At 56.4% G+C, this 23,961-nt stretch carries 24 protein-coding genes, 1 tRNA gene and 1 pseudogene; 15 read left to right on the forward strand and 11 right to left on the reverse strand.

The window, feature by feature from the left end; all coding sequences use genetic code 11:
• Positions 1 to 182 precede the first annotated feature (182 nt).
• Entirely contained in the window at positions 183 to 1,613 is a 1,431-nt protein-coding gene (locus tag J3361_RS15515; protein ID WP_207965323.1) for a DegQ family serine endoprotease, read from the forward strand.
• Between the two features lie 62 nt (positions 1,614 to 1,675).
• On the opposite strand, the gene J3361_RS15520 is transcribed toward J3361_RS15515, so the two are convergent.
• Positions 1,676 to 3,109 carry a M48 family metalloprotease gene (locus J3361_RS15520; RefSeq protein WP_207965324.1) on the reverse strand — a complete coding sequence of 478 codons (1,434 nt, stop codon included), beginning with the start codon at positions 3,107 to 3,109 and terminating at the stop codon, positions 1,676 to 1,678.
• 98 nt (positions 3,110 to 3,207) lie between these two features.
• Here J3361_RS15520 and J3361_RS15525 point away from each other — a divergent pair, with 98 nt between their 5' ends.
• Together J3361_RS15525 and J3361_RS15530 are read left to right on the forward strand one after the other, a co-directional pair.
• Positions 3,208 to 3,447 (forward strand): sulfurtransferase TusA family protein, encoded by a 240-nt coding sequence (locus J3361_RS15525; RefSeq protein WP_207965325.1) that lies wholly within the window; start codon positions 3,208 to 3,210, stop codon positions 3,445 to 3,447.
• Positions 3,448 to 3,477: 30 nt separating this feature from the next.
• Entirely contained in the window at positions 3,478 to 4,548 is a 1,071-nt protein-coding gene (locus J3361_RS15530; protein WP_207965326.1) for an AI-2E family transporter, read from the forward strand.
• A gap of 137 nt (positions 4,549 to 4,685) precedes the next feature.
• On the opposite strand, the gene J3361_RS15535 is transcribed toward J3361_RS15530, so the two are convergent.
• A complete protein-coding gene (locus J3361_RS15535) occupies positions 4,686 to 5,159 on the reverse strand; it encodes a peroxiredoxin (RefSeq protein ID WP_207965327.1) in 474 nt (157 codons plus the stop codon).
• Between the two features lie 10 nt (positions 5,160 to 5,169).
• A complete protein-coding gene (locus J3361_RS15540) occupies positions 5,170 to 5,730 on the reverse strand; it encodes a glycine cleavage system protein R (RefSeq protein ID WP_003184325.1) in 561 nt (186 codons plus the stop codon).
• 313 nt (positions 5,731 to 6,043) lie between these two features.
• On the opposite strand from J3361_RS15540, the gene dapA reads away from it, so the two are divergent.
• The 7 genes from dapA (at position 6,044) to J3361_RS15575 (ending at position 11,107) form a co-directional block, all read left to right on the forward strand.
• Positions 6,044 to 6,922 carry a 4-hydroxy-tetrahydrodipicolinate synthase gene (dapA, locus tag J3361_RS15545; RefSeq protein ID WP_186704552.1) on the forward strand — a complete coding sequence of 293 codons (879 nt, stop codon included), beginning with the start codon at positions 6,044 to 6,046 and terminating at the stop codon, positions 6,920 to 6,922.
• Between the two features lie 17 nt (positions 6,923 to 6,939).
• On the forward strand, positions 6,940 to 8,055 hold the full coding sequence (gene bamC / locus J3361_RS15550; protein WP_186704553.1) for an outer membrane protein assembly factor BamC: 1,116 nt from the start codon (positions 6,940 to 6,942) through the stop codon (positions 8,053 to 8,055).
• Between the two features lie 4 nt (positions 8,056 to 8,059).
• Positions 8,060 to 8,818: an MBL fold metallo-hydrolase gene (locus J3361_RS15555; RefSeq protein ID WP_207965328.1), complete on the forward strand. Its 759-nt coding sequence runs from the start codon at positions 8,060 to 8,062 to the stop codon at positions 8,816 to 8,818.
• Positions 8,819 to 8,845: 27 nt separating this feature from the next.
• Positions 8,846 to 9,559 carry a phosphoribosylaminoimidazolesuccinocarboxamide synthase gene (gene purC / locus J3361_RS15560; RefSeq protein ID WP_030141208.1) on the forward strand — a complete coding sequence of 238 codons (714 nt, stop codon included), beginning with the start codon at positions 8,846 to 8,848 and terminating at the stop codon, positions 9,557 to 9,559.
• 83 nt (positions 9,560 to 9,642) lie between these two features.
• A tRNA-Ser gene (locus J3361_RS15565) sits at positions 9,643 to 9,732 on the forward strand.
• A gap of 227 nt (positions 9,733 to 9,959) precedes the next feature.
• Positions 9,960 to 10,538: a ComF family protein gene (locus J3361_RS15570; RefSeq protein WP_207965329.1), complete on the forward strand. Its 579-nt coding sequence runs from the start codon at positions 9,960 to 9,962 to the stop codon at positions 10,536 to 10,538.
• 8 nt (positions 10,539 to 10,546) lie between these two features.
• Positions 10,547 to 11,107: a hypothetical protein gene (locus J3361_RS15575; protein ID WP_207965330.1), complete on the forward strand. Its 561-nt coding sequence runs from the start codon at positions 10,547 to 10,549 to the stop codon at positions 11,105 to 11,107.
• 44 nt (positions 11,108 to 11,151) lie between these two features.
• Here J3361_RS15575 and J3361_RS15580 read toward each other — a convergent pair whose 3' ends face one another.
• The 6 genes and pseudogenes from J3361_RS15580 to J3361_RS29520 form a co-directional block, all read right to left on the reverse strand.
• Positions 11,152 to 12,366 (reverse strand): DUF3596 domain-containing protein, encoded by a 1,215-nt coding sequence (locus J3361_RS15580; protein ID WP_207965331.1) that lies wholly within the window; start codon positions 12,364 to 12,366, stop codon positions 11,152 to 11,154.
• Positions 12,363 to 12,623, reverse strand: coding sequence for an excisionase family protein (gene xisR, locus J3361_RS15585; RefSeq protein WP_207965332.1), 261 nt, complete (start codon positions 12,621 to 12,623; stop codon positions 12,363 to 12,365). Before xisR ends, J3361_RS15580 begins: the two co-directional genes overlap by 4 nt.
• Positions 12,620 to 15,364, reverse strand: coding sequence for a toprim domain-containing protein (locus J3361_RS15590; protein WP_207965333.1), 2,745 nt, complete (start codon positions 15,362 to 15,364; stop codon positions 12,620 to 12,622). Before J3361_RS15590 ends, xisR begins: the two co-directional genes overlap by 4 nt.
• 67 nt (positions 15,365 to 15,431) lie before the next feature.
• Positions 15,432 to 15,671: a hypothetical protein gene (locus tag J3361_RS15595; RefSeq protein WP_207965334.1), complete on the reverse strand. Its 240-nt coding sequence runs from the start codon at positions 15,669 to 15,671 to the stop codon at positions 15,432 to 15,434.
• Complete coding sequence (locus J3361_RS15600) at positions 15,668 to 15,958, reverse strand: ogr/Delta-like zinc finger family protein (RefSeq protein WP_072344114.1); 291 nt, start codon at positions 15,956 to 15,958, stop codon at positions 15,668 to 15,670. The genes J3361_RS15595 and J3361_RS15600 overlap by 4 nt, the downstream gene beginning before the upstream one ends.
• Before the next feature lie 55 nt (positions 15,959 to 16,013).
• A pseudogene (locus tag J3361_RS29520) lies at positions 16,014 to 16,193 on the reverse strand (DNA-binding protein); the annotation flags it as partial.
• A gap of 102 nt (positions 16,194 to 16,295) precedes the next feature.
• Here J3361_RS29520 and J3361_RS15610 point away from each other — a divergent pair.
• Positions 16,296 to 16,643: a helix-turn-helix transcriptional regulator gene (locus tag J3361_RS15610; protein WP_207965335.1), complete on the forward strand. Its 348-nt coding sequence runs from the start codon at positions 16,296 to 16,298 to the stop codon at positions 16,641 to 16,643.
• Positions 16,644 to 17,112: 469 nt separating this feature from the next.
• Here J3361_RS15610 and J3361_RS15615 read toward each other — a convergent pair whose 3' ends face one another.
• Together J3361_RS15615 and J3361_RS15620 are read right to left on the reverse strand one after the other, a co-directional pair.
• Positions 17,113 to 19,074: an AAA family ATPase gene (locus J3361_RS15615; RefSeq protein ID WP_243458888.1), complete on the reverse strand. Its 1,962-nt coding sequence runs from the start codon at positions 19,072 to 19,074 to the stop codon at positions 17,113 to 17,115.
• Positions 19,075 to 19,420: 346 nt separating this feature from the next.
• Positions 19,421 to 20,119 carry an SOS response-associated peptidase family protein gene (locus J3361_RS15620; RefSeq protein WP_207965337.1) on the reverse strand — a complete coding sequence of 233 codons (699 nt, stop codon included), beginning with the start codon at positions 20,117 to 20,119 and terminating at the stop codon, positions 19,421 to 19,423.
• A gap of 97 nt (positions 20,120 to 20,216) precedes the next feature.
• Here J3361_RS15620 and umuD point away from each other — a divergent pair, with 97 nt between their 5' ends.
• The 4 genes from umuD (at position 20,217) to J3361_RS15640 (ending at position 23,751) form a co-directional block, all read left to right on the forward strand.
• A complete protein-coding gene (gene umuD / locus J3361_RS15625; RefSeq protein WP_057452066.1) occupies positions 20,217 to 20,648 on the forward strand; it encodes a translesion error-prone DNA polymerase V autoproteolytic subunit in 432 nt (143 codons plus the stop codon).
• On the forward strand, positions 20,635 to 21,915 hold the full coding sequence (locus J3361_RS15630) for a Y-family DNA polymerase (RefSeq protein ID WP_207965338.1): 1,281 nt from the start codon (positions 20,635 to 20,637) through the stop codon (positions 21,913 to 21,915). Before umuD ends, J3361_RS15630 begins: the two co-directional genes overlap by 14 nt.
• Before the next feature lie 83 nt (positions 21,916 to 21,998).
• Positions 21,999 to 22,766 (forward strand): hypothetical protein, encoded by a 768-nt coding sequence (locus J3361_RS15635; protein WP_207965339.1) that lies wholly within the window; start codon positions 21,999 to 22,001, stop codon positions 22,764 to 22,766.
• A 574-nt stretch (positions 22,767 to 23,340) separates the two neighbouring features.
• Positions 23,341 to 23,751 (forward strand): hypothetical protein, encoded by a 411-nt coding sequence (locus tag J3361_RS15640; RefSeq protein WP_207965340.1) that lies wholly within the window; start codon positions 23,341 to 23,343, stop codon positions 23,749 to 23,751.
• The last annotated feature ends 210 nt before the right edge of the window (positions 23,752 to 23,961 follow it).

Raw genomic sequence — 23,961 nt, forward strand, 5'->3', positions numbered from 1 at the left:
CTTGATCGAAATGCCGAAACTTCCTGTCAGCATTTTCATTTGCAAAAACTCAGCTTTTTTTCTATAGGTCAGAGCCGCTCGGCTCTGGCCTTGTCTGTTCCCGGAACAAAAATACCGGCGTATCTTTCCCTGGTATTCCTTGCTCCATATCGCTTAACCATGCTCGTCGTAACGGGAGCCGTATGTCGATACCACGCTTGAAAACCTATCTCTCCATTTTTGCCACCGTGCTTGTGCTCGGCCAGGCCGTTCCTGCCGTGGCGGTCGAATTGCCTGATTTCACGCAACTGGTCGAGCAGGCTTCACCCGCCGTGGTGAACATCAGCACCACCCAGAAGCTGCCGGATCGCCGTGTATCGGACCCGCAGATGCCGGACCTGGAAGGCTTGCCGCCCATGCTGCGGGAGTTCTTCGAGCGCGGCATGCCGCAACAGCCGCGCTCGCCCGGCGGTGGCCGCCAGCGCGAAGCGCAATCCCTGGGCTCGGGCTTCATCATTTCGCCTGATGGCTACATCCTGACCAACAACCATGTGATCGCCGATGCCGACGAAATCCTGGTGCGCCTGGCCGATCGTAGCGAGCTCAAGGCCAAGCTGATCGGCACCGATCCACGTTCCGACGTGGCGCTGTTGAAAATCGAAGGCAAGGACCTGCCGGTGCTCAAGCTGGGCAAATCCCAGGACCTGAAAGCCGGCCAATGGGTGGTGGCCATCGGTTCGCCGTTCGGCTTCGACCACACCGTGACCCAGGGCATTGTCAGCGCCATCGGTCGCAGCCTGCCGAACGAAAACTACGTGCCGTTCATCCAGACCGACGTGCCGATCAACCCGGGTAACTCCGGTGGCCCGCTGTTCAACCTTGCCGGTGAAGTGGTCGGCATCAACTCCCAGATCTATACCCGTTCGGGCGGCTTCATGGGGGTGTCCTTCGCCATTCCGATCGATGTGGCCATGGACGTGTCCAACCAACTGAAAAGCGAAGGCAAGGTCAGCCGTGGCTGGTTGGGCGTGGTGATCCAGGAAGTGAACAAGGACCTGGCCGAGTCGTTCGGGCTGGATAAACCTGCCGGTGCGCTGGTGGCGCAGATCCAGGAAGGTGGCCCGGCTGCCAAGGGCGGCCTGCAAGTGGGTGACGTGATCCTGAGCATGAATGGCCAGCCGATCGTCATGTCCGCTGACCTGCCACACTTGGTGGGCGCCCTCAAGGCTGGCGCGAAGGCTAATCTGGAAGTGATCCGCGAAGGCAAGCGCAAGAACGTCGAGTTGACCGTCGGCGCCATTCCTGAAGAAGGCAAGGAGCTGGATTCGCTGCCAAAATCTGGCGTCGAACGCAGCAGCAATCGCTTGGGTGTGGCTGTGGTCGAGCTGACCGAAGAGCAGAAACGCACCCTGGAACTGCAGGGCGGTGTGGTGATCAAGGAAGTGCAGGAAGGTCCTGCCGCGCTGATCGGTCTCCAGCCGGGCGACATCATCACGCACCTGAACAACCAGGCCATCGGTTCCGCCAAGGAGTTCACCGACATCGCCAAGGCACTGCCGAAGAATCGTTCGGTGTCGATGCGGGTCCTGCGCCAGGGACGTGCGAGCTTCATCACCTTCAAGCTGGCCGAATGACCGGTTAGCGGCTCATAAAAAACCGCCTCGAGAGAGGCGGTTTTTTATTGCCTGGCCAATGCTCAGCCCATCATGTCCTTGACCATGCGTTCCTGCTCCATGAGTTCCCGCTGACGCGCATCGATGCGTGACGACAGGGGGAAGTTGGTGCCGGCGCGCCGTTTGGCGAAGTCCAGTTGCTGGATGGCCTGACGGTAATCGCCCACCAGGGCGAAGTACTCGGCGCGGGCCTGATGCAGGCCAATGATGTTGCCGGAGAGTCCACGGGTCTCGGCCACCATGTACCAGACGTCCGGATCGTCCGGGCGCGACTTGAGCAAGGTTTCCAGGGCCTTCTCGGCATCGGCGGGACGGTTCTGCTTGAGCAGCAGGTCGACGCGGACCTGGTTGAGCGGATAGTTGCCCGGGTACTGGCTCAGCAACCGGTCAACGCGGGACTGAGCGTCGGCCAGTTTGTTGCTGGTGATGTCCAGGTCCACCTGGGCGAGGTTGTAGATAATCTCGTTGGGAGATTTGGCAAGCAGTGGCTTGAGGTTCTCCCGTGCTTCGTTCAACTGGCCGCCCTTGATCTGCGCGATCGCCAGGCCATAGCGTGCCACGTCGTTCTTCGGGTTCTCGTCCAGCTGTGCCCGGAAGCGCTTCGCGGCCAGGCCCGGGGTTTCTTCATAGGTCAGCTGGACCCGTGCGCGAATCAGTTGATAGCGCACGCTGTCCTCGATGCCGCCCGGCCTGGCCTGTTCGGCGCGGTTGCGGGTGTCGGCGATCCGCGATTCGGTCACCGGGTGAGTCAGCAGGAATTCCGGGGGCCTGGCGTCGAACCGATACTGGCGCATCAGGCGCTCGAACATGGTGGGCATGGACCGCGGGTCGTAGCCGGCCTTTTCCAGGTTCTGGATGCCAATGCGGTCGGCTTCCTGTTCGTTCTGGCGCGAGAAGCGCCGTTGTTCCTGGATGGCGGCGGCCTGGGTCCCGGCGATGGCGGCGATCCCGGCGTCACCGCCACCGGCGGCGGCAATCACGATGCCGGCCAGCAGTGCGGCCATCATCGGCACCTGCATGCGTTGCTGGGCTTCGACGCCACGGGCAAAGTGGCGCTGTGACAAGTGGGCCAGTTCGTGGGCCATGACCGAGGCGTATTCGCCTTCGGTCTGGGCGTTGAGGAACAGGCCGCCGTTGACCCCGACGATCCCGCCCGGTGCGGCGAAGGCGTTTAGCTGCGGGCTGTTGATCAGGATGAATTCCAGGCGTCGGTCGTTGACCTGGCTGGTCTCCACCAGCTTGTAGACGCTGGTTTCGACGTAGTCCTTGAGCTGTGGATCGTTGAGCTGTGAAACCTGGCTGCGCAGCAGGGCCAGCCAGGCGCGACCCAACTGGTGCTCCTGTTCCGGCGAGACGATGGCAGAACTGGCATCGCCAAGTGACGGCAAGTCGTCGGCGAAGCCCGGTGAGGCAAGCAGGCAAGCGAGCGTCAGCAGGGTGGGGCGCAGAAATGTCATGCACGAGGCCTTCGTTGACAAAGACCCTACTGTAGCCGGACACCGGGCCCGGGACCAGATATTCTAGGCCGCTCAACGACCTGCCGCGGAGCGAACCCATGATTGATGCTGTAGCCCACGATGCCGAACTGGACGCCAGCGGCCTGAACTGTCCGTTGCCGTTGCTCAAGGCCAAGCTGGAACTCAATCGCCTGGCCAGCGGCAGTGTGCTCAAGGTGATCGCCACGGATGCGGGCTCGCAACGTGACTTTCGCACCTTCGCCCGATTGGCCGGTCATACGCTGCTGCATGAAGAAGACGAAAACGGCGTCTACCGTTATTGGCTGAAAAAAGCCTGAAAACACCGACAGCGTCCTTAAGGATTTTTAATGTTCAAAGTGTTACGCGACTGGATCCAGCGCTACTTCTCCGATGAAGAAGCTGTAGTCCTGGCAGTGCTGCTATTCCTGGCCTTTACCGCCGTGCTCACCCTGGGCGGCATGTTGGCGCCGGTGCTGGCGGGGATGGTGCTGGCGTACCTGATGCAAGGTTTGGTCACGACCCTGGAGCGCTTGCGGTTGCCGGGTGCGGTGGCGGTGGGCTTGGTGTTCGCCCTGTTCATGGGCTTGTTGTTGGTGTTCATAATCGTGATCGTGCCGCTGCTCTGGCACCAGTTGGTGACGCTCTTCAACGAGTTGCCGGGGATGCTTGCCAAATGGCAGTCCGTGCTGTTGCTGTTGCCCGAGCGTTATCCGCACCTGGTGTCCGACGAGCAGGTGTTGCAAGCCATTGAAGTCGTGCGCGGCCAGATCGGCAAGTTCGGCCAATGGGCGCTGACGTTTTCGCTGTCCAGCCTGCCGCTGCTGGTCAACATCATGATCTACCTGGTGCTGGTGCCGATCCTGGTGTTTTTCTTCCTCAAGGATCGGGAAATGATCGGGCGTTGGGTCCGTGGCTACCTGCCGCGCGAGCGGGCGCTGATTACCCGCGTGGCTCAGGAGATGAACCGGCAGATCGCCAATTACATTCGCGGAAAGGTCATCGAGATCTTCATCTGCGGCGGCGTGACCTACATCGGCTTCGTGACCATGGGGCTCAATTACGCGGCCCTGCTGGCGTTGCTGGTGGGCATCTCGGTGGTGGTGCCTTACGTCGGCACCGTGGTGGTAACCGTGCCGGTGGCCTTGATTGCGTTGTTCCAGTGGGGGTGGAGCGATCAGTTCATCTACCTGATGGCGGTCTACGGGATCATCCAGACCCTGGACGGCAACGTGCTGGTCCCGCTGCTGTTCTCCGAGGCGGTGAACCTGCACCCGGTGGCGATCATCTGCGCGGTGCTGCTGTTTGGCGGGCTGTGGGGGTTCTGGGGGGTGTTCTTTGCGATTCCCCTGGCGACGCTGTTCAAGGCAGTGCTGGATGCGTGGCCGAGTAAGGAGCCGGTGGTGGCACCCTTGCTATAGCGGTCAATCTGAATGAGTCGGTGAGACTACCGGCCTTTTCGCGAGCAGGCTCGCTCCCACAGGGGATTTGCGGTGTTCCGTGAAATCCTGTGGGAGCGAGCCTGCTCGCGAAGGGGGCAATACTGGCAGCGAAAAAATCAGGCCTTGTTCAGGGCCTGAGCCGCCGCCAACACCGCATCCACATGTCCCGGCACTTTCACACCACGCCATTCCTGGCGCAGCACACCCTCCTTGTCGATCAGAAAGGTGCTGCGATCAACCCCCAGGTATTCCTTGCCATAGAGCTTTTTCAGCTTGATCACGTCGAACAATTGGCAGATAGCCTCGTCCTTGTCGCTGATCAGTTCGAACGGGAACTCCTGTTTGCACTTGAAGTTCTCGTGGGACTTGAGGCTGTCCCGGGAGACGCCGAACACTTCAGTGTTGGCGGCTTGGAACTGCGCATATTGATCGCGAAAACCCTGGCCTTCGGTGGTGCAGCCAGGGGTGCTGTCCTTGGGGTAAAAATAGATCACCACCTGCTTGCCCTTGAGGGCGGCGAGGCTGATGGTCTGCCCGCTGGTGGCGGGCGCTTGGAAATCGGTAACCGGCTGGTCGACGGCAACGGCCATGAACGCTTCCTTACATTGGGTTTTGTGGGCGCCACGGTTCGATCAGGGCATCCAGGTTCATCGCATCGGCGAAATCCAGGAACTGATCGCGCAGCCAACTGATCTGGGTGCCGGCTGGCAGGGTCACGGTGAACGTGGCGTTGAGCATGGTGCCGCCGGTCTGCGGAGCCTGGTAGGTGTCGCAGGTCAGGTTTTCCAACTCGACGTGATGGTCCATGAAGAACTGGCACAGCTCGTTGATGATGTCCGGACGGTAGGCCGAGCTCACATAGGCCACGTAGGGCAGGGCCTGGGGACGGTTCTCCAGGGCGGCGCTGCGCACCACATTGACGGTAAAGGCATGCTTCTTGGCCAGCACCGGCAGGCTGCCTTCCAGGCGCGCCAGGGCGTCCCAGCTGCCGGAGATCTCGAGCACAAGTGCACTGCATTCGCCATGACGGGTCAGGCGTGAGGTCACGACGGCGCAGCGATTTTCATGGCTGGCGCGGCACAGGACGTTAGTCAGCTCCATGGGGTTGGCGCCGAGGGCACTGATAACAAGGAATTGTTCGCGGACTGTGGGGGTGGACATGCAGCATTCCTAAAGCGATGAGCGGTCGGTACCTTTGCCGCTCGACACGGCGCCCGGCCCCGGAAAACGAACGGCTCAAGCCTGGTGCCCGGGTTGTGCTGCATTCCGCGACAACAGGAATGCACCAGGACAAACCCGGGATCGGGGCTTGTGGCGTCGAAAACGGAGGCTGGAAACCGGCGTATGAGCTTGTCGATACCGATCAAAGCCTGAAGGGTAGCGAAAACCAACGCCAAGGGGAATGGTAGTTCGCTTGTACAAGCATCTTGGCGCCAGTACCATTACGCTCTCTTTTTCCGGCAGGAGCGGTTTCATGATTGCGGGCAGTATGGTGGCTCTGGTCACACCCATGGATGCAGACGGGCGTCTTGACTGGGACAGCCTCAGCAAACTCGTGGACTTCCACCTTGAGAACGGCACCCATGCCATTGTCGCCGTCGGTACCACCGGCGAGTCGGCAACGCTTGATGTAGAAGAACACATCGCCGTGATCAAAGCCGTGGTCAAGCAAGTTGCCGGGCGCATTCCGGTCATCGCCGGCACGGGCGCCAACTCGACCCGCGAAGCCGTCGAGCTGACCCGCAACGCCAAGGAAGCCGGTGCCGACGCCTGCCTGCTGGTCGTCCCGTACTACAACAAGCCGACCCAGGAAGGCTTGTACCAGCACTTCAAGCACATTGCCGAAGCCGTCGACATCCCGCAGATCCTCTACAACGTTCCCGGCCGCACCTCCTGCGACATGCAGGCCGAGACCGTGATCCGCCTGTCCACCGTGCCGAACATCATCGGCATCAAGGAAGCCACCGGCGACATGAAGCGCGCCAAGGCCATCCTCGATGGCGTGGGCAAGGACTTCATCGTGCTGTCCGGTGATGATCCGACCGCCGTCGAACTGATCCTGCTGGGTGGCAAGGGCAACATCTCCGTCACTGCCAACGTCGCGCCGCGCGAAATGGCCGACCTGTGCGAGGCCGCGCTCAAGGGCGACGCCGAGACCGCACGGGCCATCAACGAAAAACTGATGCCGTTGCACAAGGACCTGTTCATCGAGGCCAACCCGATTCCGGTGAAGTGGGCCTTGGTCGAAATGGGCTTGATGCACGATGGCATCCGCCTGCCACTGACCTGGCTGAGCACCCCCTGTCACGAACCGCTGCGGCAGGCCCTGCGCCAGTCCGGCGTCCTGGTTTAATTGAGGAAGTACAACGCATGAAGCGAATGGCCGGACTTTCCGCACTTGCCTTGATTATCTCCAGCACCAGCGGCTGCGGATGGATCTGGGGGCCGGAGGGTTACTTCCGCGACCGTGGTAGTGATTACCTGCAAGCGCAACAGACTGCACCGATGCAACTGCCGCAAGACGTCAGCGTCGCCAAGCGCCTGGATCCGTTGCTGCCGATCCCGCGCAACGTCGCGGACGACAGCGTCAAGGGCGAATACATCGTTCCTCGTCCACAGCCGCTGTCGGCCGTGGCCGATGCCAGCGACTACACCCTGCAGAAAAGTGGCGATTCCAGCTGGGTCATGGGCCAGCACCCACCGGCCGAAGTCTGGCCCGTGGCGATCCAGTTCTTCCAGGACAACGGTTTCCGCCTGGACGAACAGCGCCCGCAAACCGGCGAGTTCACCACCACCTGGCAGCGTTCCGATGAACTGTCCGCCGCCATGGCCAAGCGCCTGAGCGCCGCCGGTGTCGCGGCCGACAGCGAAACCCGCGTGCGGGTGCGCATCGAGCCGGGCGTGCAGCGCAACACCAGTGAAATCTACGTGGTCAGCGCCGAGCGTCCCGCCGGCAGCACCGCCGACGTGGCCTTCACCAACCGTTCGGTCAATACCGGTCTCGACGCTGCCCTGGTGGACGACATGCTTGCCAGCATGAGCCGTACCGCAGAGCAGGGCGGTTCGGTGTCGATGCTGGCGACCCGGGACTACGACACCCCGAGCCGCGTCAGCCTGAACGAAGACGGCAGCGGCAACCCGGTGCTCAACGTCGGCTCCGACCTGGACCGTGCCTGGTCGAGCGTTGGCCGTGCGCTGGAGCAGGGCGAGTGGCGCGTTGAAGACATCAACCGCAGCCTGGGCCTGTACTACATCAACCTGGCTGAAAAGGCCGAGAGGAAAGACGAGAAGCCTGGCTTCTTCAGTGGCCTGTTCGGCAGCAAGCCGGACAAGGAAGAAGTCGAAGCCCGCGCCGAGCGTTACCAGGTTCGCCTGAGCAAGGTTGGCGACAACGTCCAGGTCACCGTCGAGAAAAACATCAATACCGTGGCGCCGGCCGATGTGGCCCGCAAGGTGTTGAGCGTGATTCAGGACAACCTGGGCTGATCCGATGCGTTTTGCCGTTCTCGGCAGCGGTAGCCAGGGCAACGGCACGCTGATCGCCAGCGCCGGCACGTATGTGCTGGTCGATTGTGGTTTCTCCCTGCGGGAAACCGAGAAACGCCTGTTGCGCCTGGGTGTGCACCCGGCGCAACTGAGCGCGATACTCGTGACCCACGAACATGCCGACCACGTGCATGGCGTGGGTTTGCTGTCTCGGCGCTACAATCTGCCGGTGTACCTGAGCCGTGGCACACTGGAAGGCCTGCGCAAGCCCATCGAGCCAGCCGGTTTCGTGGCCGGTGGCGAGCAACTGCGCATCGGTGGCCTGGACATCAGCGTGGTCAGCGTGGCCCACGATGCCCGGGAGCCAACGCAGTATGTGTTCAGTGACGGCGAGCGGCGCTTCGGCTTGCTCACCGACCTGGGGTCGTATTGCGACAGGGTGATGGACAGTTACCGGGACCTCGATGCGTTGATGATCGAGTCCAACCACTGCCGCGACATGCTGGCCCGTGGTTACTACCCGTACTTCCTCAAGCAGCGGGTCGGCGGGGAACACGGACATTTGAACAACCACCAGGCAGCGTTCCTGGTGGCCGAGTTGGGCTGGCAAGGCCTGCAACACCTGGTCCTGGCCCATCTGAGCAGCAAGAACAACCTGCCGCAGCTGGCCCGGAAATGTTTTGTCGACACCCTCGGGTGCGACCCGGACTGGCTGCAACTGGCCGATCAAGATTCAGGGCTCGACTGGCGACATATCGCCTAGCCCACTACTTAGCAAGCGGAGCCCATCATGGAAAAACGTGAAGAACTCTACCGCGGCAAAGCCAAGTCGGTTTACAAGACCGACGACGCTGACCGCTTGATCCTGCTGTTTCGCAACGACACCTCGGCGTTCGACGGCAAGCGCATCGAACAGCTGGACCGCAAGGGCATGGTGAACAACAAGTTCAACGCCTTCATCATGCAAAAGCTCGAAGCCGCCGGCGTGCCGACCCAGTTCGACAAGCTGCTGGGCGACAACGAATGCCTGGTCAAGAAGCTGGACATGATCCCGGTCGAATGCGTCGTGCGTAACTACGCCGCCGGCAGCCTGGTCAAGCGCCTGGGCGTGGAAGAGGGCATGAAGCTCAACCCCTACACCTTCGAGCTGTTCCTGAAGGACGACGCCAAGGGCGACCCGTTCATCAACGAATCCCACGTCGTGGCATTCGGTTGGGGCACCGCCGAGCAACTGGCGCGCATGAAGGAATTGTCCCTCAAGGTCAACGACGTGCTGACCAAGCTGTTCGACGACGCCGGCCTGCTGCTGGTGGACTTCAAGCTTGAATTCGGCGTGTTCAGCGACGGCTCCATCGTCCTGGGCGACGAATTCAGCCCGGACGGCTGCCGCCTCTGGGACAAGGACACCAAGAAGAAAATGGACAAGGACCGCTTCCGCCAAGGCCTCGGTGACGTCATCGAAGCCTACGAAGAAGTCGCCCAGCGTCTGGGTGTGCCGCTGTAATCGACGCAAGCATCTGATAGCACGGAAAAAATTTCGCTCGGGGGTTCGCTTCCGGCGAATGTGCTGGTATGATGCGCGCCACTGGAGAGATGCCGGAGTGGCCGAACGGGACGGATTCGAAATCCGTTGTACTGGCGACAGTACCTAGGGTTCAAATCCCTATCTCTCCGCCATTATTGAATACGACTAAGCCCCTGAAATGGTTGAACATTTCAGGGGCTTTTTCGTTTCTGGCGTTTGGTTTAGGGCATTTTTAGGGCAACGATCCGCCTAGACATGTCCTCGGCTCGTGGAAGTTTCTTGCCTTTTACCGATGCTTTGATGGCGGTTTGCTATCCTTTGGCTTATCAGGGATTTCAGGAGCGATGATCGTTCTATCCGCTGAGCGAGGAGCATGACCATGAAGGTTAATGTTAGAGAAATCAGCGGTAACTGGTCGAAGGGATACTCACTAGATAAGCATATTTTGCGGAGCGAGTTTTTAGGCCATAGCTCATCTGGATATCCTGAATTTAAAAACACCCGCTCAGAGGCCGGCGAATCTCTTTTCCAGTTGAAATACCGAGACGATCGTAGCCAAGCAAAACCTCTCGCCGCGCAAATTGTTGAAAGCATCTATCCATTATTTGATACTGTCGGGCTCATCGTCCCTATGCCTGCTTCCAAAGCACGAAACTGGCAGCCGGTAACTGAGATAGCTCTTGAAATTGGGGTGCTCACCAAGTTACCAGTATTTCAGAAAATTCTTACCAAGATACCAACAGGTCAGTCCCTAAAGGATTTAGGTTCGAAAGATGAACGAGCTAAGGCTTTGGAAGGGAAAATTGAACTGGGAAATGAAATTAATGGCGACGGTAAATGGAACGCTCTCTTGATTGATGATCGTTACGATACAGGAGCGTCAGTTGAAGCCGCGTGTGCTATTCTCCATAGCTACGATAAAATAAACAAAATTTTTGTCGCTACTGTTACTTGGTAGGAGGGCTAATGACTAAAGTGTTTATTGCTGGATCTATAACTATTAAGAAGCTCGATGAGAAAGTTAAGCAGCGAGTTGATAATATTGTTGCTCAGGGATATTCGATATTGATTGGTGACGCTGGTGGTGTGGATAGTTCAATACAATCTTATCTGTGTGAGATGAATGCCAGTAACGCATTGGTGTATTGCAGCGGCCCTACACCGAGGAATAATTTAGGGGGCTGGCCGGTGAAATCAGTTTCCGTCTCCGAATATGAACCAGGAACAAGGGGGTTTTTCACTGCAAAAGATATCGAGATGGCCAAGGATTCTGACTTCGGCATGATGGTGTGGGATGCAAAGAGTTCAGGCACATTGAGCAATGTTTTTGAACTTCTCGGGCGGCAAAAAAAGACTGTGGTTTTTATTAATAAATTGAAGTGCTTTCACAATGTTGGGGATGTAGCCCAATTTGAAGAGTTGCTTAAGTTTATGTCTCCGGTCGCGCTGCAAAAAGTAGATTCAAAAATTGGTATAGTGAAAAAAATTGCTCAGTATAAAAATGAACAGATAGACATGTTTTCGTGATGTTGTAGAACTGATGTAGCTCACGAAGGTCCGTGAGCTACATTTTACTTCCTGAAACCTAGCATCTTCGAAACCATCCCCGCCATGCTCTTCGTATCAGTTGGAATCCACCGGCCATAATGCTTTCTGACCATCGTCGTATCTGCATGTCCCAGCTGACGTCCTACCCATTCCACAGGAACATAACTCGACAGCATTTGGCTTGCGAAGGTATGCCGACATTGATTCGGCCCTCTATGCCTAACTCCTGCCTTTTTTAAGTGTTCAGTAAACCATTTGCTCAACGTCCGCCCATTCCATAGCAACCCGCTGGTGCTGCTACGGAACAGAAACCGTACCTTCTGCTTCTTGCTGGTGATGTTGTCTCGCTGAGTCACCTTGATCTCCTCGTAGGGCGCTTTGTGAGCAGCGGCGACAATTTCCCTCATGAGTTCAAGAGCTGGATCGATAAGCTCAACTGTGCGCAGCCTGGCGCGTTCCTTGGGCACCTTAAATTCGCCTACAACCAATGCCCGCCTCACCTGCACCGTACCGGCTATCAGGTCCACATCCTCCACTGCCAACGCAATGAGCTCCGAAAGTGACAAACCAGCCCAACAGTTGAAAGCGATCATCCGAGTGTCCGGCGCCCGGGAGACATCCGCTTTCGCGATCAAGTCAATTTCATCTCGGCTAAACGGGTCCGCAAATTCTGAGTCGGTATCCGATCCCACGTTATTGATCCGGTCTAATGGATTGTTTTTCAGAATGCCGTCGCCAAAGGCATCGGCCCAAACTCCCCTGACAATCGTGAAGATGTCGTTCACCGTTTTAGGGGCAAGACCTTGTTTCAACAACTGAGCTTGGAATAGTGCGATGTCGCTTCGATTGATATCGACGATGCGACGCTTCCCGAATTTATTGCTGACGTGAACGGACTTGCTCACATAGTTCACAACGGTGCTCGGTGCCTTTTGAGCACGTTGAACCTCAAGCCATCGATCAATTCCTTCTTCGACTGTGCGTTTGTTCGCTGGTCCCCCGGTCCCCGAGAGCATCGCTGCGCGAGGGGAGTTGGGGAAGTGAGCGGCGTAGTCGAAGCGACCCTCTTTGATCTCAGTCATGATCGTTCGACGTTTATTATCGGCGTAAGCAATCGAAGCCTTATTGACCTTGGCGACACCTTCCAAGGGCTCGCGGTATCTCTGTCCATTCAAGATGAACCAGATTCGTAGTTGCTTGCCATTCATCTCGACCCCAGTGGGTAGCTTGCCATTCATGGCTGGCCCTCCATCCACCGTTCAATGGCCGATCGGTTGTAGACAATCACGTTGGCCGGATCCCAGCGCCAGTGTTTACCCTCAAGCCAAATGCCTTTCGAGCGGTATTTGCGGACCGCTTCGGTGCTGAGGCCAAAGATCGGATACAACAAGTCTTGGCGAAACCAGGCGCCAGAACTCACGTAGATTCGATGTTTTTCAGTGGAGAAATCGGTAATTTCAGCGGCGGTCCTTGTACATCTCGAAGAACTTTTCATCGGATTGCTCCTTGCATCCTATCGTTACGCTTGAATATCCAGCACTTCACCGTCATCGAGCGGCTCGTCATTGGGGTTTGGGTTACTTGCCAAGCGCGTACAGCGCTGTAGGTGGCCTTATTGCTATCCAGCCATTTCCGGCTACGGCTGTCTGTCAACAGCGGCCTTAAGGTTTTCAGCTCGGCCAGGTTCTGCCGATGTTCGCTGGCGAGCTTGGCGAATTCATTCAGATTGATTGCAATTAGTTGTGGGTCGTTGCTGTGATTGACCTGCGGCCCCTCGCCGAGGCTTTCCAGGTAGTCGTACACTTCCCAAAATTCAGCAACCAAAGGATGGTCGGCACTGATCGCCGCCTGACGTTCCAGCGCCAAACTTGTCAGGGCCTGATGGGTTGACACACGCTGGTTCTCATCCAGTGGACAGACCAAACCAAGGCAGTCCACCAAAGCCATAATCTGGCTGTGGTTCTTGATGATCCGCTCCACACGGATGTCCCTGAGCTGGCGCAGACTCTGCTCATGCGCCGCCACCCGCTCGGCAAACTTCGCCATGACCTGAGCTTCAGCTCGCACAGCCATCAGCAGGAAGTGACTGAGCTGTTCCACCGGGATCAGGTTCAGGTTGTCCGCCGCGGCGCGGCTCTCAGTGGTCACCGCGGGACGAGCAAAGTGAGTTTTGATAATCCGGGTCAGGATCGCCTCCGACGCGCTGACATCGGCGTTCTGGCTGATGGCGACGACACCCCTAAACGGTGGCTCGTAGGTTTCGTTGCCACTGGTTTTCATCCCCCGGGTGCCGAGGGTACCGCCGCCAAAGAAGTCTTTGAGCTCGTCCCAGTCAAAGCCCTTGGCATGTGCTTTATCCGGCTCGTTGCGGTCGCCCTCGATCAACACCACCGGCATATTGGAAACTTGTCCCATTGCCCGCTGGCGGCCGGCACGCGTCGATTTCGACGGATCGAAACCTTCATGTTCTCGGCCCAGGAGCTTCCAGAGAAAAGTCAGCAGCGTTGTTTTACCGGCACCGGCCTCGCCCGTGACCTCCAAGAAGGGAAACGACTTGTACTGCGCGCGAATCTGTTCGGCGAACAGCGAACCAAACCAGAACGCCAGCGCAACGATTCCCTTGGCGCCAAAACATGTCCAAAGCATGGGTAGCCAGTCGTTGCGGTAGTGCTTGGCATCACGCTGGATGTGCATCGCAATCGACTTCTGCAGCGTCTTGAGCCGCAGCTTGTCGAACTCAAAAAAGTCTTCTTTGTTGACCTGGCTGACGATGCCATTGCGCACGGCAATATCACCGAACACATAGGCACCGTGCTCCTTGCTGTAGCCCACATAATCGATGGTCTCTACAGTTTTCAGCCCATAGAGCTGGTCCTTCATGATCTTGTCGAGCTGCTGCCCGCTGCCAGTGAACACCGCGCCGGCCGCCATGCTGAGCAAGCGCTTCTTGAACTCGCTGGCGGCAGCGACCTGGCCGCCTGTGAAGGTGTTCTTCACGCTGCCGCCTTCGTGCGGAAAATCCACACGGAAGTAGTACCAGGACTCGTCGGTTACCTCGTTGCGTTGGAAGTACAGAGCCTGGGGATAGCAGTTGGCGATTTCGACAACACCACCGCATTGGCGCAGCGCCTTGTCCCGACGTTGTTTATCGTTAAGCAGTTGGTCTTCGTGGCGCTCCGAAGACTCCAACGCCTGCATGGCCTTATTGAACTTCTCCAGGTCCATCTTGAACCAGTACAACCGGCTCTCGAACTCGAAGTGAAACTCAAAACGCTCCCGCCATTCATACATCAGCACGCCTTTCTCGGTCGCGCTTTCGGCGATCAGAAGCGAGCCGTGGTAGCGGGCGGTCGCCAAGTCTTTTTTGATTTGCTCGGTATGTTGGGGCTCGTCATCCATGAAGGCCCAGCGTTGATGCAGGTCATTCCAGTCGACTTTGCGGCTGTCAGGCTGAGGGATCTGCGCTGCTTCGCATTCATAACCTAAGGCGCGGGCCTGTCGTACCCATTTTCTGGTGTATTTGTGCGCGCCGGGCTCGTTGTCCAGGGCCCAGACCAATTTGGGCAACTTGCCGCCGCGCAGTCGTGCCAGCTCTCTCAACGATTCTTCGGGAAAGGCGTTGGACGACATAGACGACACCGCTGCAATGTCGTTATGCACCAGGGCGATAGCGTCGAAGATCCCCTCGACAATCCACAGTTCGGCGACGTCCAACAATTCGACGCAAGGCGGACACCACCAAACGCCGCGAGGACTCTCGCCAGGCTTGAACCGAGCTTTCATCTTGCCGAAGCGATGCGGACGATCGATCAGCCGTTCCCAATACCCACCTTTGTCCAGGGCGAAACGGACCGTAGCGCTGCCTTCGTTCAGCTCTCGGGAATAGTATGACTCTTGGCTAAACCAGCCCTGAATCAGCTCAAGGCGAAACCCACGGGCAAACTCAAGATAGGCTCGAGCTGTTGCGGTGGGATATTGATCGCAAGAGGGCGCTCGACGGCTCCAGTCATTGAACAGATCCTCATACAGCTCCTTAACGTGCCAGCGCTTCGCACATTTGCCCTCGCGACCGCAAATGATCAGCCACGGTTTCGAAACCCGGGTATAAAGCTCTTTTTGTCCACAGGCTGGGCATTTGCCGCCGCGCCAATAGACGGCACTGTGCCGCGCCTTGAATCCGTAATCGTCCTTGAGCCGTTGAAGCACTTCAGCTCGTAGCGTTTCTGACTGTTCCATGTCGCACCAACCGATGGGCAATACAAACCCAGCCCTAAGGTCGAGTAGGGTTGAGTCAATGATTAAGTTAAAGCGACGAGGGGTGGTCGAGGCCGGACGCTGCGTGATGCTCGGTCCAGGCTAAGTGCGCCAGTTTCGTCGCAATGCCGGACGGCACCTCAAGTGCAACGATCAGATGGCGGATACAGTTTTTGAACAACTGATCGCCATCGGCCAGATGCTCTGCTTGGTGTCGAGCCAGATAGGCAAGGGCGGCCTGTTGCATACTGCTGCGGTAATCAAGCGAAATAGGCTGGGTATCGTTCATTCAGTCCGCTCCATCCTTGAGTGGGGTAAAAGTTCGAGTTGCGCGACATTTGTTGTCATCGCCTCACGACGTAGCGCGACATCTGCCAACGGTAACTTGACCGAAGGGTTGGCCATCCCGCTGGGGCTCATCTCGTGCGTCATTTCAAACTCGGCGCGAACAGACCAACCGCACGCCTCGTTAGTGCATTGCAAGTAAGCAATGCGAAGAAAAATATGTGTGCCTTCACTGGTGCGGATGCGCATCCGTGACTGGCAATGAGGGCAGACCAATTTGTAAGTGCTCACGGCGGCATCCTTGCGCGAGGGCTGATGGAGTGATGGTTGCCGGCACAGTGCCGAGCTTGATGCCCAGTAACACTGCCGCTCGATGGGCTTCGCCGCGGCGTCCTTTCTTCCGGCCATTGAGCAGGTCGCTTACCAGGTTGCTGTTCAGCGCGTTTTGACGAGAGAACTGCGCAATGCTGATACCTTTTCGATCAAGCACCGCTCGGGCTTGCTCGGGTGTGAGGGGGGCGGGCATAGTGTCCATTCGTGGGCATCCGTGTTGAATTGGTGCAATTATGCCCAAGGATTTGTGCCTGTAAAGGGTGAAAGTTTGAAAAGTTGTGCATCAGAAAATGACATGGACGTTGGCGTGGGTGAGCGCTTGCGTGAGGAACGGACGCGGCTTGGGCTCAACCAGGAGACCTTTGCGCAACTGGGTGGTATCACCCGCAATACTCAGGGCAGCTATGAGAAAGGAGAGCGAAACCCTGATTCTGTCTACCTTACAGCGGTGCTCAAGGCTGGTGTCGATGTGCCGTATGTCTTGACTGGAAGGCGGACGCAACGTGCGCTCGAAGGCTTGAGCGAGGCCGAAGAAGCGCTGCTGCACCAGTTCAGGACCTTGTCCGACTATGACCAAAAAGCTGTGCATCGGATCATCAGCGCTATGGCCGAAGCCCCCGGCCTTTCCCGCGCCGAGAAATAACTAGTCGTATTTAAACGATTCGTTACGATGAATTTCGGTTTTGATTTCCCACACGCCTAAGTAACGTTGCGCACGCAATGCACTTAATGGAGTAGTGGGCATGTTGGATCAGGATGAGAAAAAGAACATTGGCGTGGAGAAGAGCGACCGCGAAAATTCTGAGCTAACACGAGATGAGTGGAATCTTCTTACATGGTACAGGGAGCTGTCTGATACAGATCGGGGTTATATAAGGCACGTTGCAAAGACGCTTGCGTGCGCTCCATGATCTCAATATCCCAGGCCTGAGTACGGACTTTGTTACCAAGCTGGCGAATTTGTTGTAGTCGGCCTGGCAAGGTAGAGGATCTCAGCTGGGCAGAGACCCTCTACCTACGGCTATGCTGCATTCTAGTGCCACTTAAAGGATTGAAAATGGATGGCTCAGATTGCCCAAGAGGCGGTGTGGCCCACCGCCGCTTAATTTCTGCTACGCGTTACCTTGGTTCTTGAATCGAACATCTTCACCAAGCCCATTCTGCTCTGCCCATTTGGTCACGTCCCCAATGAGCAGTGGCATATAGCCGGTCGCTTGGATGGCTTCAGAAGTATATGGCTCGTGTTGATCCGAGCTTAGCAGTTCAGTGAGAAGTTCCTGAACAGCTTTTGCCAAGACCTCATCCTGAGTCACTTGTAGATATGCATTTAGCGGCTTGTCCTTCGAAGCCTCCTCTCCTCCCAAACGACGTTCAAAGTCGGGAATGCTGATGCGATGGCGCACTGTTAATCCGGCTTGTCGAGCAGCTTGCATGCTGGTCCTGATTTTATCATTTTCGGTCCACATCCCATTCCTGTGCCCATTTTTTTTGAAGGGGGAGTCAGCATCGTGTACCAATCCGAAGTCGATTTTGAAGTGAGTCATAACTTTGATTAATGGGACGAGGATCGCTTTTCCTCTTGCTCGAATGATAGTAACCCGATCTATAAGTTGATGCTGCTTCTCGAGAATGGACGCCATGAACGCTGCATGTTCTGTATCCCCCTCCACTAGCACGGGGTAGGATCCAAAAAAAACTTCAGAGAAACTCGGATCAATGTGCTGGAGTGCCTGAAGTCGTTTCTTGTCATCCCCTTCGAATTCGATTAGGTCTGAACGATACGTGTTGGGTGTTATAGGGGCATTGGCCCCTTCAATTGAGCGTTCGAGTCTGACGATGGTTGTGTGATCTTCGAAGGGGTTTATGAAATATGGTGAGTGGGTCGTCATGACGACTTGCCAGTCCGGGCTCTCTGCTAGCTTGTACAAATGACGTTGAGCTGCACGAGCAGCCATGGGATGTAGCGCGTTTTCCGGTTCATCAATGAGGAGCAGATATCCGGGGAAAGCAGGGTCATCTGGACTGTCGGGGATGGGACCACCGCTATCATGTGCTTGCAGTTGAGCTTTGGCGTTAGTAAGTTCTTCCTCTAACGCAGCTACATCTACTCCCTTCGCAGGCTTAACAATTCGTTTGTTAAGATCGGCAATATCCTTCTCCAGCCCTTTTCGAAAATCCGCTCGGACCTCCTTGTCTCGGGTAAGCTCATTGTGTACCTGAAGCATCGACCAGAAAAGTGCTCTGCGTGCGCCAGTACCTTGTTGGGATAACTCAGTTTCCGCTGCGCCGTCTTTTACGCGTAAGCTCGAACCGCTTTTGAGAAGTTCACTAAGCTTTGGCACGAGTGGGGCGCTACCGATCTGTAGGCTGACATCAAGCGCAGGGAAAACACCTTTAAACCCTGCTGATACCCGGTTCGAGATAATGTTGAAGTGCTCTTCGTGCTGCCCACTTAGAACCTGCATATTTTGAGATACGCTTGCAATGGCTCGGGCCAGATCAGACTCAGAGTTACTACGCGCCTGCTCTAATGCTGTGAACAAAGGAGTCAGAGCAAGGGTCAGGAGCATATCTTCAGTTTTCGCAGCGTCGTCGAGAGATCCGATCCGAAGCGGACGCGGTAGGCGCGAGCTGAACACTGAGTCCGCTCCTCCTGCTTTGGAGTCTTCGGCCCAATCGCCTTTCCCCTCAGGTCCGGCAGTAGGATCCCACGTTGTCCGGATTCTCTGAAAGCTTGGCGCGTCCCAACACCATCTGCTTTTGACAACGAGAAAGTCATCTTTCGCGTACTTCCACTTTGCGTCTACGTTGCCAATCCCTTCCGGAATGTGGACTTCAAGCAAAACCTCCGATGGTTGGTCCTCCTGCGCATGTTGATGCCGATCACGATGAACATCGAAAGTAACTGTGCCCTTTGCCAGTTCATACGCTCTGAGGATTGTCGATTTACCTGCGTTATTCTTACCCACAAGGCAAACGATGTTATCCAGCTCAATTTCGATCCCTTCATCTCCAATACAGCCGATGTTGCGTACGGTTAACCGTAGTAGTTTGGACCGATTTTTTTCTGCCATTATTCCTCCGTGGAACATAATTGGCTGCCAGAGCGGCATCTCGCGCTAAACAAATCCTCTCAGCTTTTAGAAATCAAGGATCTCACCTCATCGGATGATGTGAGGAGCGTAGTCGGCTCCCAGCGTCTTGGTAGGCGCGCTGCTAAATAGTGAAATCCTGCATAATTTTTCTGCTGTCACTGGGGACTCAGATGCAGGCTTGGCAATCAGTAACTTCCCGCTAATCCGGCATTTTTTACCTTTTAGCGATGTAGGGCTGGGTTTCTGCTGTCTTCGTCGCACGCGCACGGCTTCGCGTCTCATCGGGAGATTTTGGTTGGTGCGCTGGTTTCTTGGGCCGTGCGGGTCAAATTGGTTCATCCATTGGGAGGATCAGTTGGGAGCCTTGATTCCTGACATTCCCCACATCCCGGCCAACCCGAAACCACTCGAAGTCCTCAGTCGGTCGACACGCGGTCTTGGCGATCTCTTCAGCCCTGGCCGCGTCCAGCTCAGGATCGAGCCATTCCCGAGCTATTGAAGGAGCGAGCACCAGGGGCCGCCGATCATGGATATCGACCATGCCCTGGCCACTGGCAGCGGTGACGATGACGTACCCGTCCTGGTCGTTCGGCTCCAACCCAGGTGTCACTTGCGCCAGCGCACCGAAGAACATCGGCGCCTGGCTTTTCAAACGGATGAAATAGGGCTGCTTCTTCTTGGGATCATCGGGATCCTTGACCCATTCAAACCAGCCATTGGCAGGCGCCACGGCTCGACCGTTCGGCCAAAGCTGCTTGAAGAATTTCCCGGTAGTGACCGTTTCTACCCGGGCGTTAATGGGGTCGGGCCGCTTGCCCTTCGCCCAAAATGGGGACCATCCCCACCGCACCTTATCGATGCTCAACCCACCGTCGGCCGGCCTGATGATCTCGACGCGAGTCGTGGGTGCCACGTTGTACCGATCGATGGCCCAAAGGTCATAGCCGTTGATCACCAACTGCTGTGAGCCCAGCTCTCTCAGGTAGTGGTCTATCGGCTCGTAAATCGAATAGCGTCCACACATGGTGTCACCCGTCGAAATTTCCTATACACCAATTGACCGCGTGTATAACGCCGAGTTTACTGTATGCACATACAGTAAACTGCGTTGAGTTCGCATCATGAGTGTCACCATCCTTGGCCCGCTGTTGGAAGGGGGCGAAAAGCTCCCGCTGTATTCGTTCCAGATTCCTGCGGGTTTTCCTTCGCCGGCAGCCGATCACATTGAAAAGCATATCTCCTTGGACGAGCTGTTCGAGATCCGGGCCCCACACGTTTACCTGGCAAAAATCGAGGGCGAAAGCATGCAAGGCGCCGGCATATTTTGCGGAGACCTGGTGGTCGTCAATCGCAGCCTGACCGCCGAGCACGGCGATATCGTCATCGCCGGGCTCAACTCCGAGCCCATCTGTAAGCGCCTGCACATGCGTGACAACACAATCATCCTGTTGTCGGCGAACAGCAAGTACCCGCCGCGCTACGTCATGGAGGGCGACGAGCTGATTATCTGGGGTGTGGTGACCTACAGCGTGCGCGACCATGGCAAACCGTGAACAAGTCTTTGCGCTGATCGACTGCAACAGCTTCTACGCCAGTTGCGAGCGCGTCTTCCGGCCGGACTTGGCGAAGACCCCAATCGTCGTACTGAGCAACAACGATGGCTGCGTCATTGCACGCAGCTACGACGCCAAGCCCTTTGTAAAGATGGGCGCGCCGTACTTCCAGATAAAGGACGTACTGCGCCGCAACGGCGTCCAGGTGTTCAGCAGCAATTACGCGCTCTACGGCGATATGAGCGAGCGGGTGATGACCATCATTGAATCGATGGTACCGGCCGTGGAGGTGTACAGCATCGACGAGGCCTTTGCCGACCTGACAGGTATTCGGGGCGATCTAACGGCGTTCGGTCGCACCATTCGCGCCGCGGTTCACAAGCGCACCGGCATTCCGGTGGGCGTCGGCATCGCTCCCACAAAGACCTTGGCCAAGCTCGCCAACCACACCGCGAAACGCCTTCAAGCCCACACCGGTGGCGTCGTGGATATCTGCGACCCGGTCAAGCGTGACTGGGTGCTGCGCAACACTGACGTGAGCGAGGTGTGGGGCGTGGGCCGGCGGATGAAAGTCCACCTCGAAGGCCTGGGCATCAAGACGGCCATGGACCTGGCGAAAGCCGACCCCTGGATGCTCCGGCAGAAATTCAGCGTGGTGATCGAGAAGACCGCTCGCGAGCTGGCCGGCACCTCATGCCTGGAGCTTTCCGAGACCGAGCCGCCCAAGCAGGAGATCTGTAGTAGTCGTATGTTCGGCAAGCGCCTCACGACCATAGAGCCGATCAAGGAAGCGGTGGCTACCTATGTTCACCGAGCGGCGGAAAAGCTGCGAGCGCAAAACTCGTTGTGCAAAAAGATCCGCGTCAGCATTCGCACCGGCATGTTCAACCCAGAAGAGGCGAAGTACGCCAATGGCGCGCTGGTTGAACTCCCTTACCCTACCAACGATGTGCGGTTGCTGACGAAGGCGGCGACCGAGGCGGTAAATCGTTTGTTCAAGCCGGGTTTCAAATATAGCAAAGCTGAGATATTGCTGATGGATCTACACCAACCTGGCGAGTTTACGGACGACCTGTTCGCCCAGTCTCAACCGATAGCAGCCGAAAAGGTGATGGGCGTGTTGGACGAGATCAATCAGCGCTGGGGGCGTGGGACGTTGCGCACTGGTAGTGTGCCTTCCAGTCCTAATTGGGCGATGAGGCGAGAAATGATGAGTCAAAGTTTTACCACAAAGCTTGATCAGCTCTGGGTTGTCAAAAGCATTTAAGGTCAAATAACCCTTTTTGCGCTAATGTCTCCGATGCCTATGGATCAAGGTCGACGTGTCACATCAAAAAAGGAAGCTGCAAAATGCAGAATAAAAAGTGCTACATGTGTGACTCCCCGGCAACATCGGACGAGCACGTGCCTCCGAAGTGCATATTTCCAGAGCATAAAGATGTAAAGCGAAATCTAAGAGATAATTTAATTACCGTCCCGTCATGCGATGTACATAATGCTAACAAAAGCCGAGACGATGAATTTCTCATGGTCAGCCTCGCTGGGATATTAGGCAACAATTCAATTGGCTATGAGCATTATCATGGTAAAGTTCAGCGTGCTTTGAAACGGCGTGCGAACAGGCTACTCGATAAAGTGTTTCTCACAAAACATACATTGCGTTTGGGTGACGAAAATAAATTTCTTGATCTGATTTTTGGTCAGCCTGACTATGCGAGGCTTATCGACTGTTTTACACATATTGCCTACGGAGTATATAGATACCACTTTCAAGAGTCTTTCAACGGAAAAATTAAGGTGTTTATGGGCTTTCTACATTCAGCCAATAAAAACCACAACGCATTCAAGGCTTTTATTGCTCACAGGGCGGAAATTGATCTGAGGGAGAAAAGCGGAAGCAATCCCGAAGTTTTTTACTATCGGCTTGCCGATCCGGACAAATTTGGGTTTTCCTTAATCCATCTTTGTTTTTATGAAAACGTAAATATCTATGTCTCTCTCATGCCGGAAGGCTCCGCTCCCCCCTTTGACCTCGGAATGGAACTAATCAAAGGTGGCATCGAAACCGTCGTGGAAATAGAAGGCAAGCAATACAAATTTAACGAGAGAAATACCTAAAAATGCACATGGTACGTCGTTAATTTGCTGACCTGCTGCGGAATTAAGTAGGACCAAACAGTTTAGCGATGCGACAGGCACGGAATGAGATAAATTGTAATATATCTAGGCTCTTTAAGCCTAATCGCGACTATTCAAATAGGCTCAAAGAGCCTAATATCGATTCCGTTGGTGGCATGCAGAAAGCCACTCGACTCTGAGGGGGCTAGCCATGCCGCCGGCGGAGAACGAGATGAAACTTTCTGAGGTAGCGACCATCCGCACGCGCTTTCCCGAGGCACATTTCTGGATCGTACGGCGGGGCTCAATACAAAGGTGCGGCGAGCCCACCCGAAGCTACAACCCCGAGCACATCGGGTTACGGGTGGAACGAACTGATCTGTTGTTACCGGATTACCTGTTCTACTGTCTCGCGGCGATCCACCAGCGAGGCGACTGGCAAAGGGTAGCCACCGGGACGTTGAGCTTGGTCAATATCCGTGTTTCAGACGTTCGACGTATCGAGCTGTCGCCACGGTAAGCAAAGGGGGCCGCAAGGCCCCTGACGCTTCACAGGCGCTTAAGGAATTGGTTTATGAACATCGATCTACCGAGCATTACCGAACAGCAGGCTTTTGTGTTCGAGGCGGCAACGAAGGCGGGTGTGGCGCAGCTCCAAGCCAACCTGAAGGCGCCGAAACTGCCTGGGCAAACCGAGGTGGACGAAAGCCAGTACCCGCGTACCCACCTGTTGACCGAGCAGGAAGGATGGGAGCCACCGCACCGGGACTTGATCGGTGCGTATTTCCGACACTTTCAGGCGCATTTCCCGGCATACAACACCGACGCGAAGCTAGCGGCCTTATTAGGCTTGTCCTCGGATCGCCGAGTGAGGGCCTTCAAGGATGGCAGCAAAGCGCCTCCCTATGGCGTTTGGCGGCGCTTCCTCGTGCTAACAGGCCGTGTTCCACAGGAAATAATTCCGGTCCTGGCGTTCATGGCCTGAGGGGCCGCCAAAAACCTGTCACAGAGCCTTGACGGGCCACCATCGTAGAACGAAATGACAGAGCCCTGCCCAGGCATACACGACTATTCCGGTTTGACTGAAGCGTCAAAGCCGAGTAGATTTAGAACTGTCGACACGGACTGGAACCTTCCACTTAGGTGGTCGGGGTGTCGATCCGGAGGCTGCAAAGCCTCTCCGAGCCTTGGCTGG

The organism is Pseudomonas sp. OA65, assembly GCF_017498305.1.
GTDB lineage: Bacteria > Pseudomonadota > Gammaproteobacteria > Pseudomonadales > Pseudomonadaceae > Aquipseudomonas > Aquipseudomonas zanjanensis.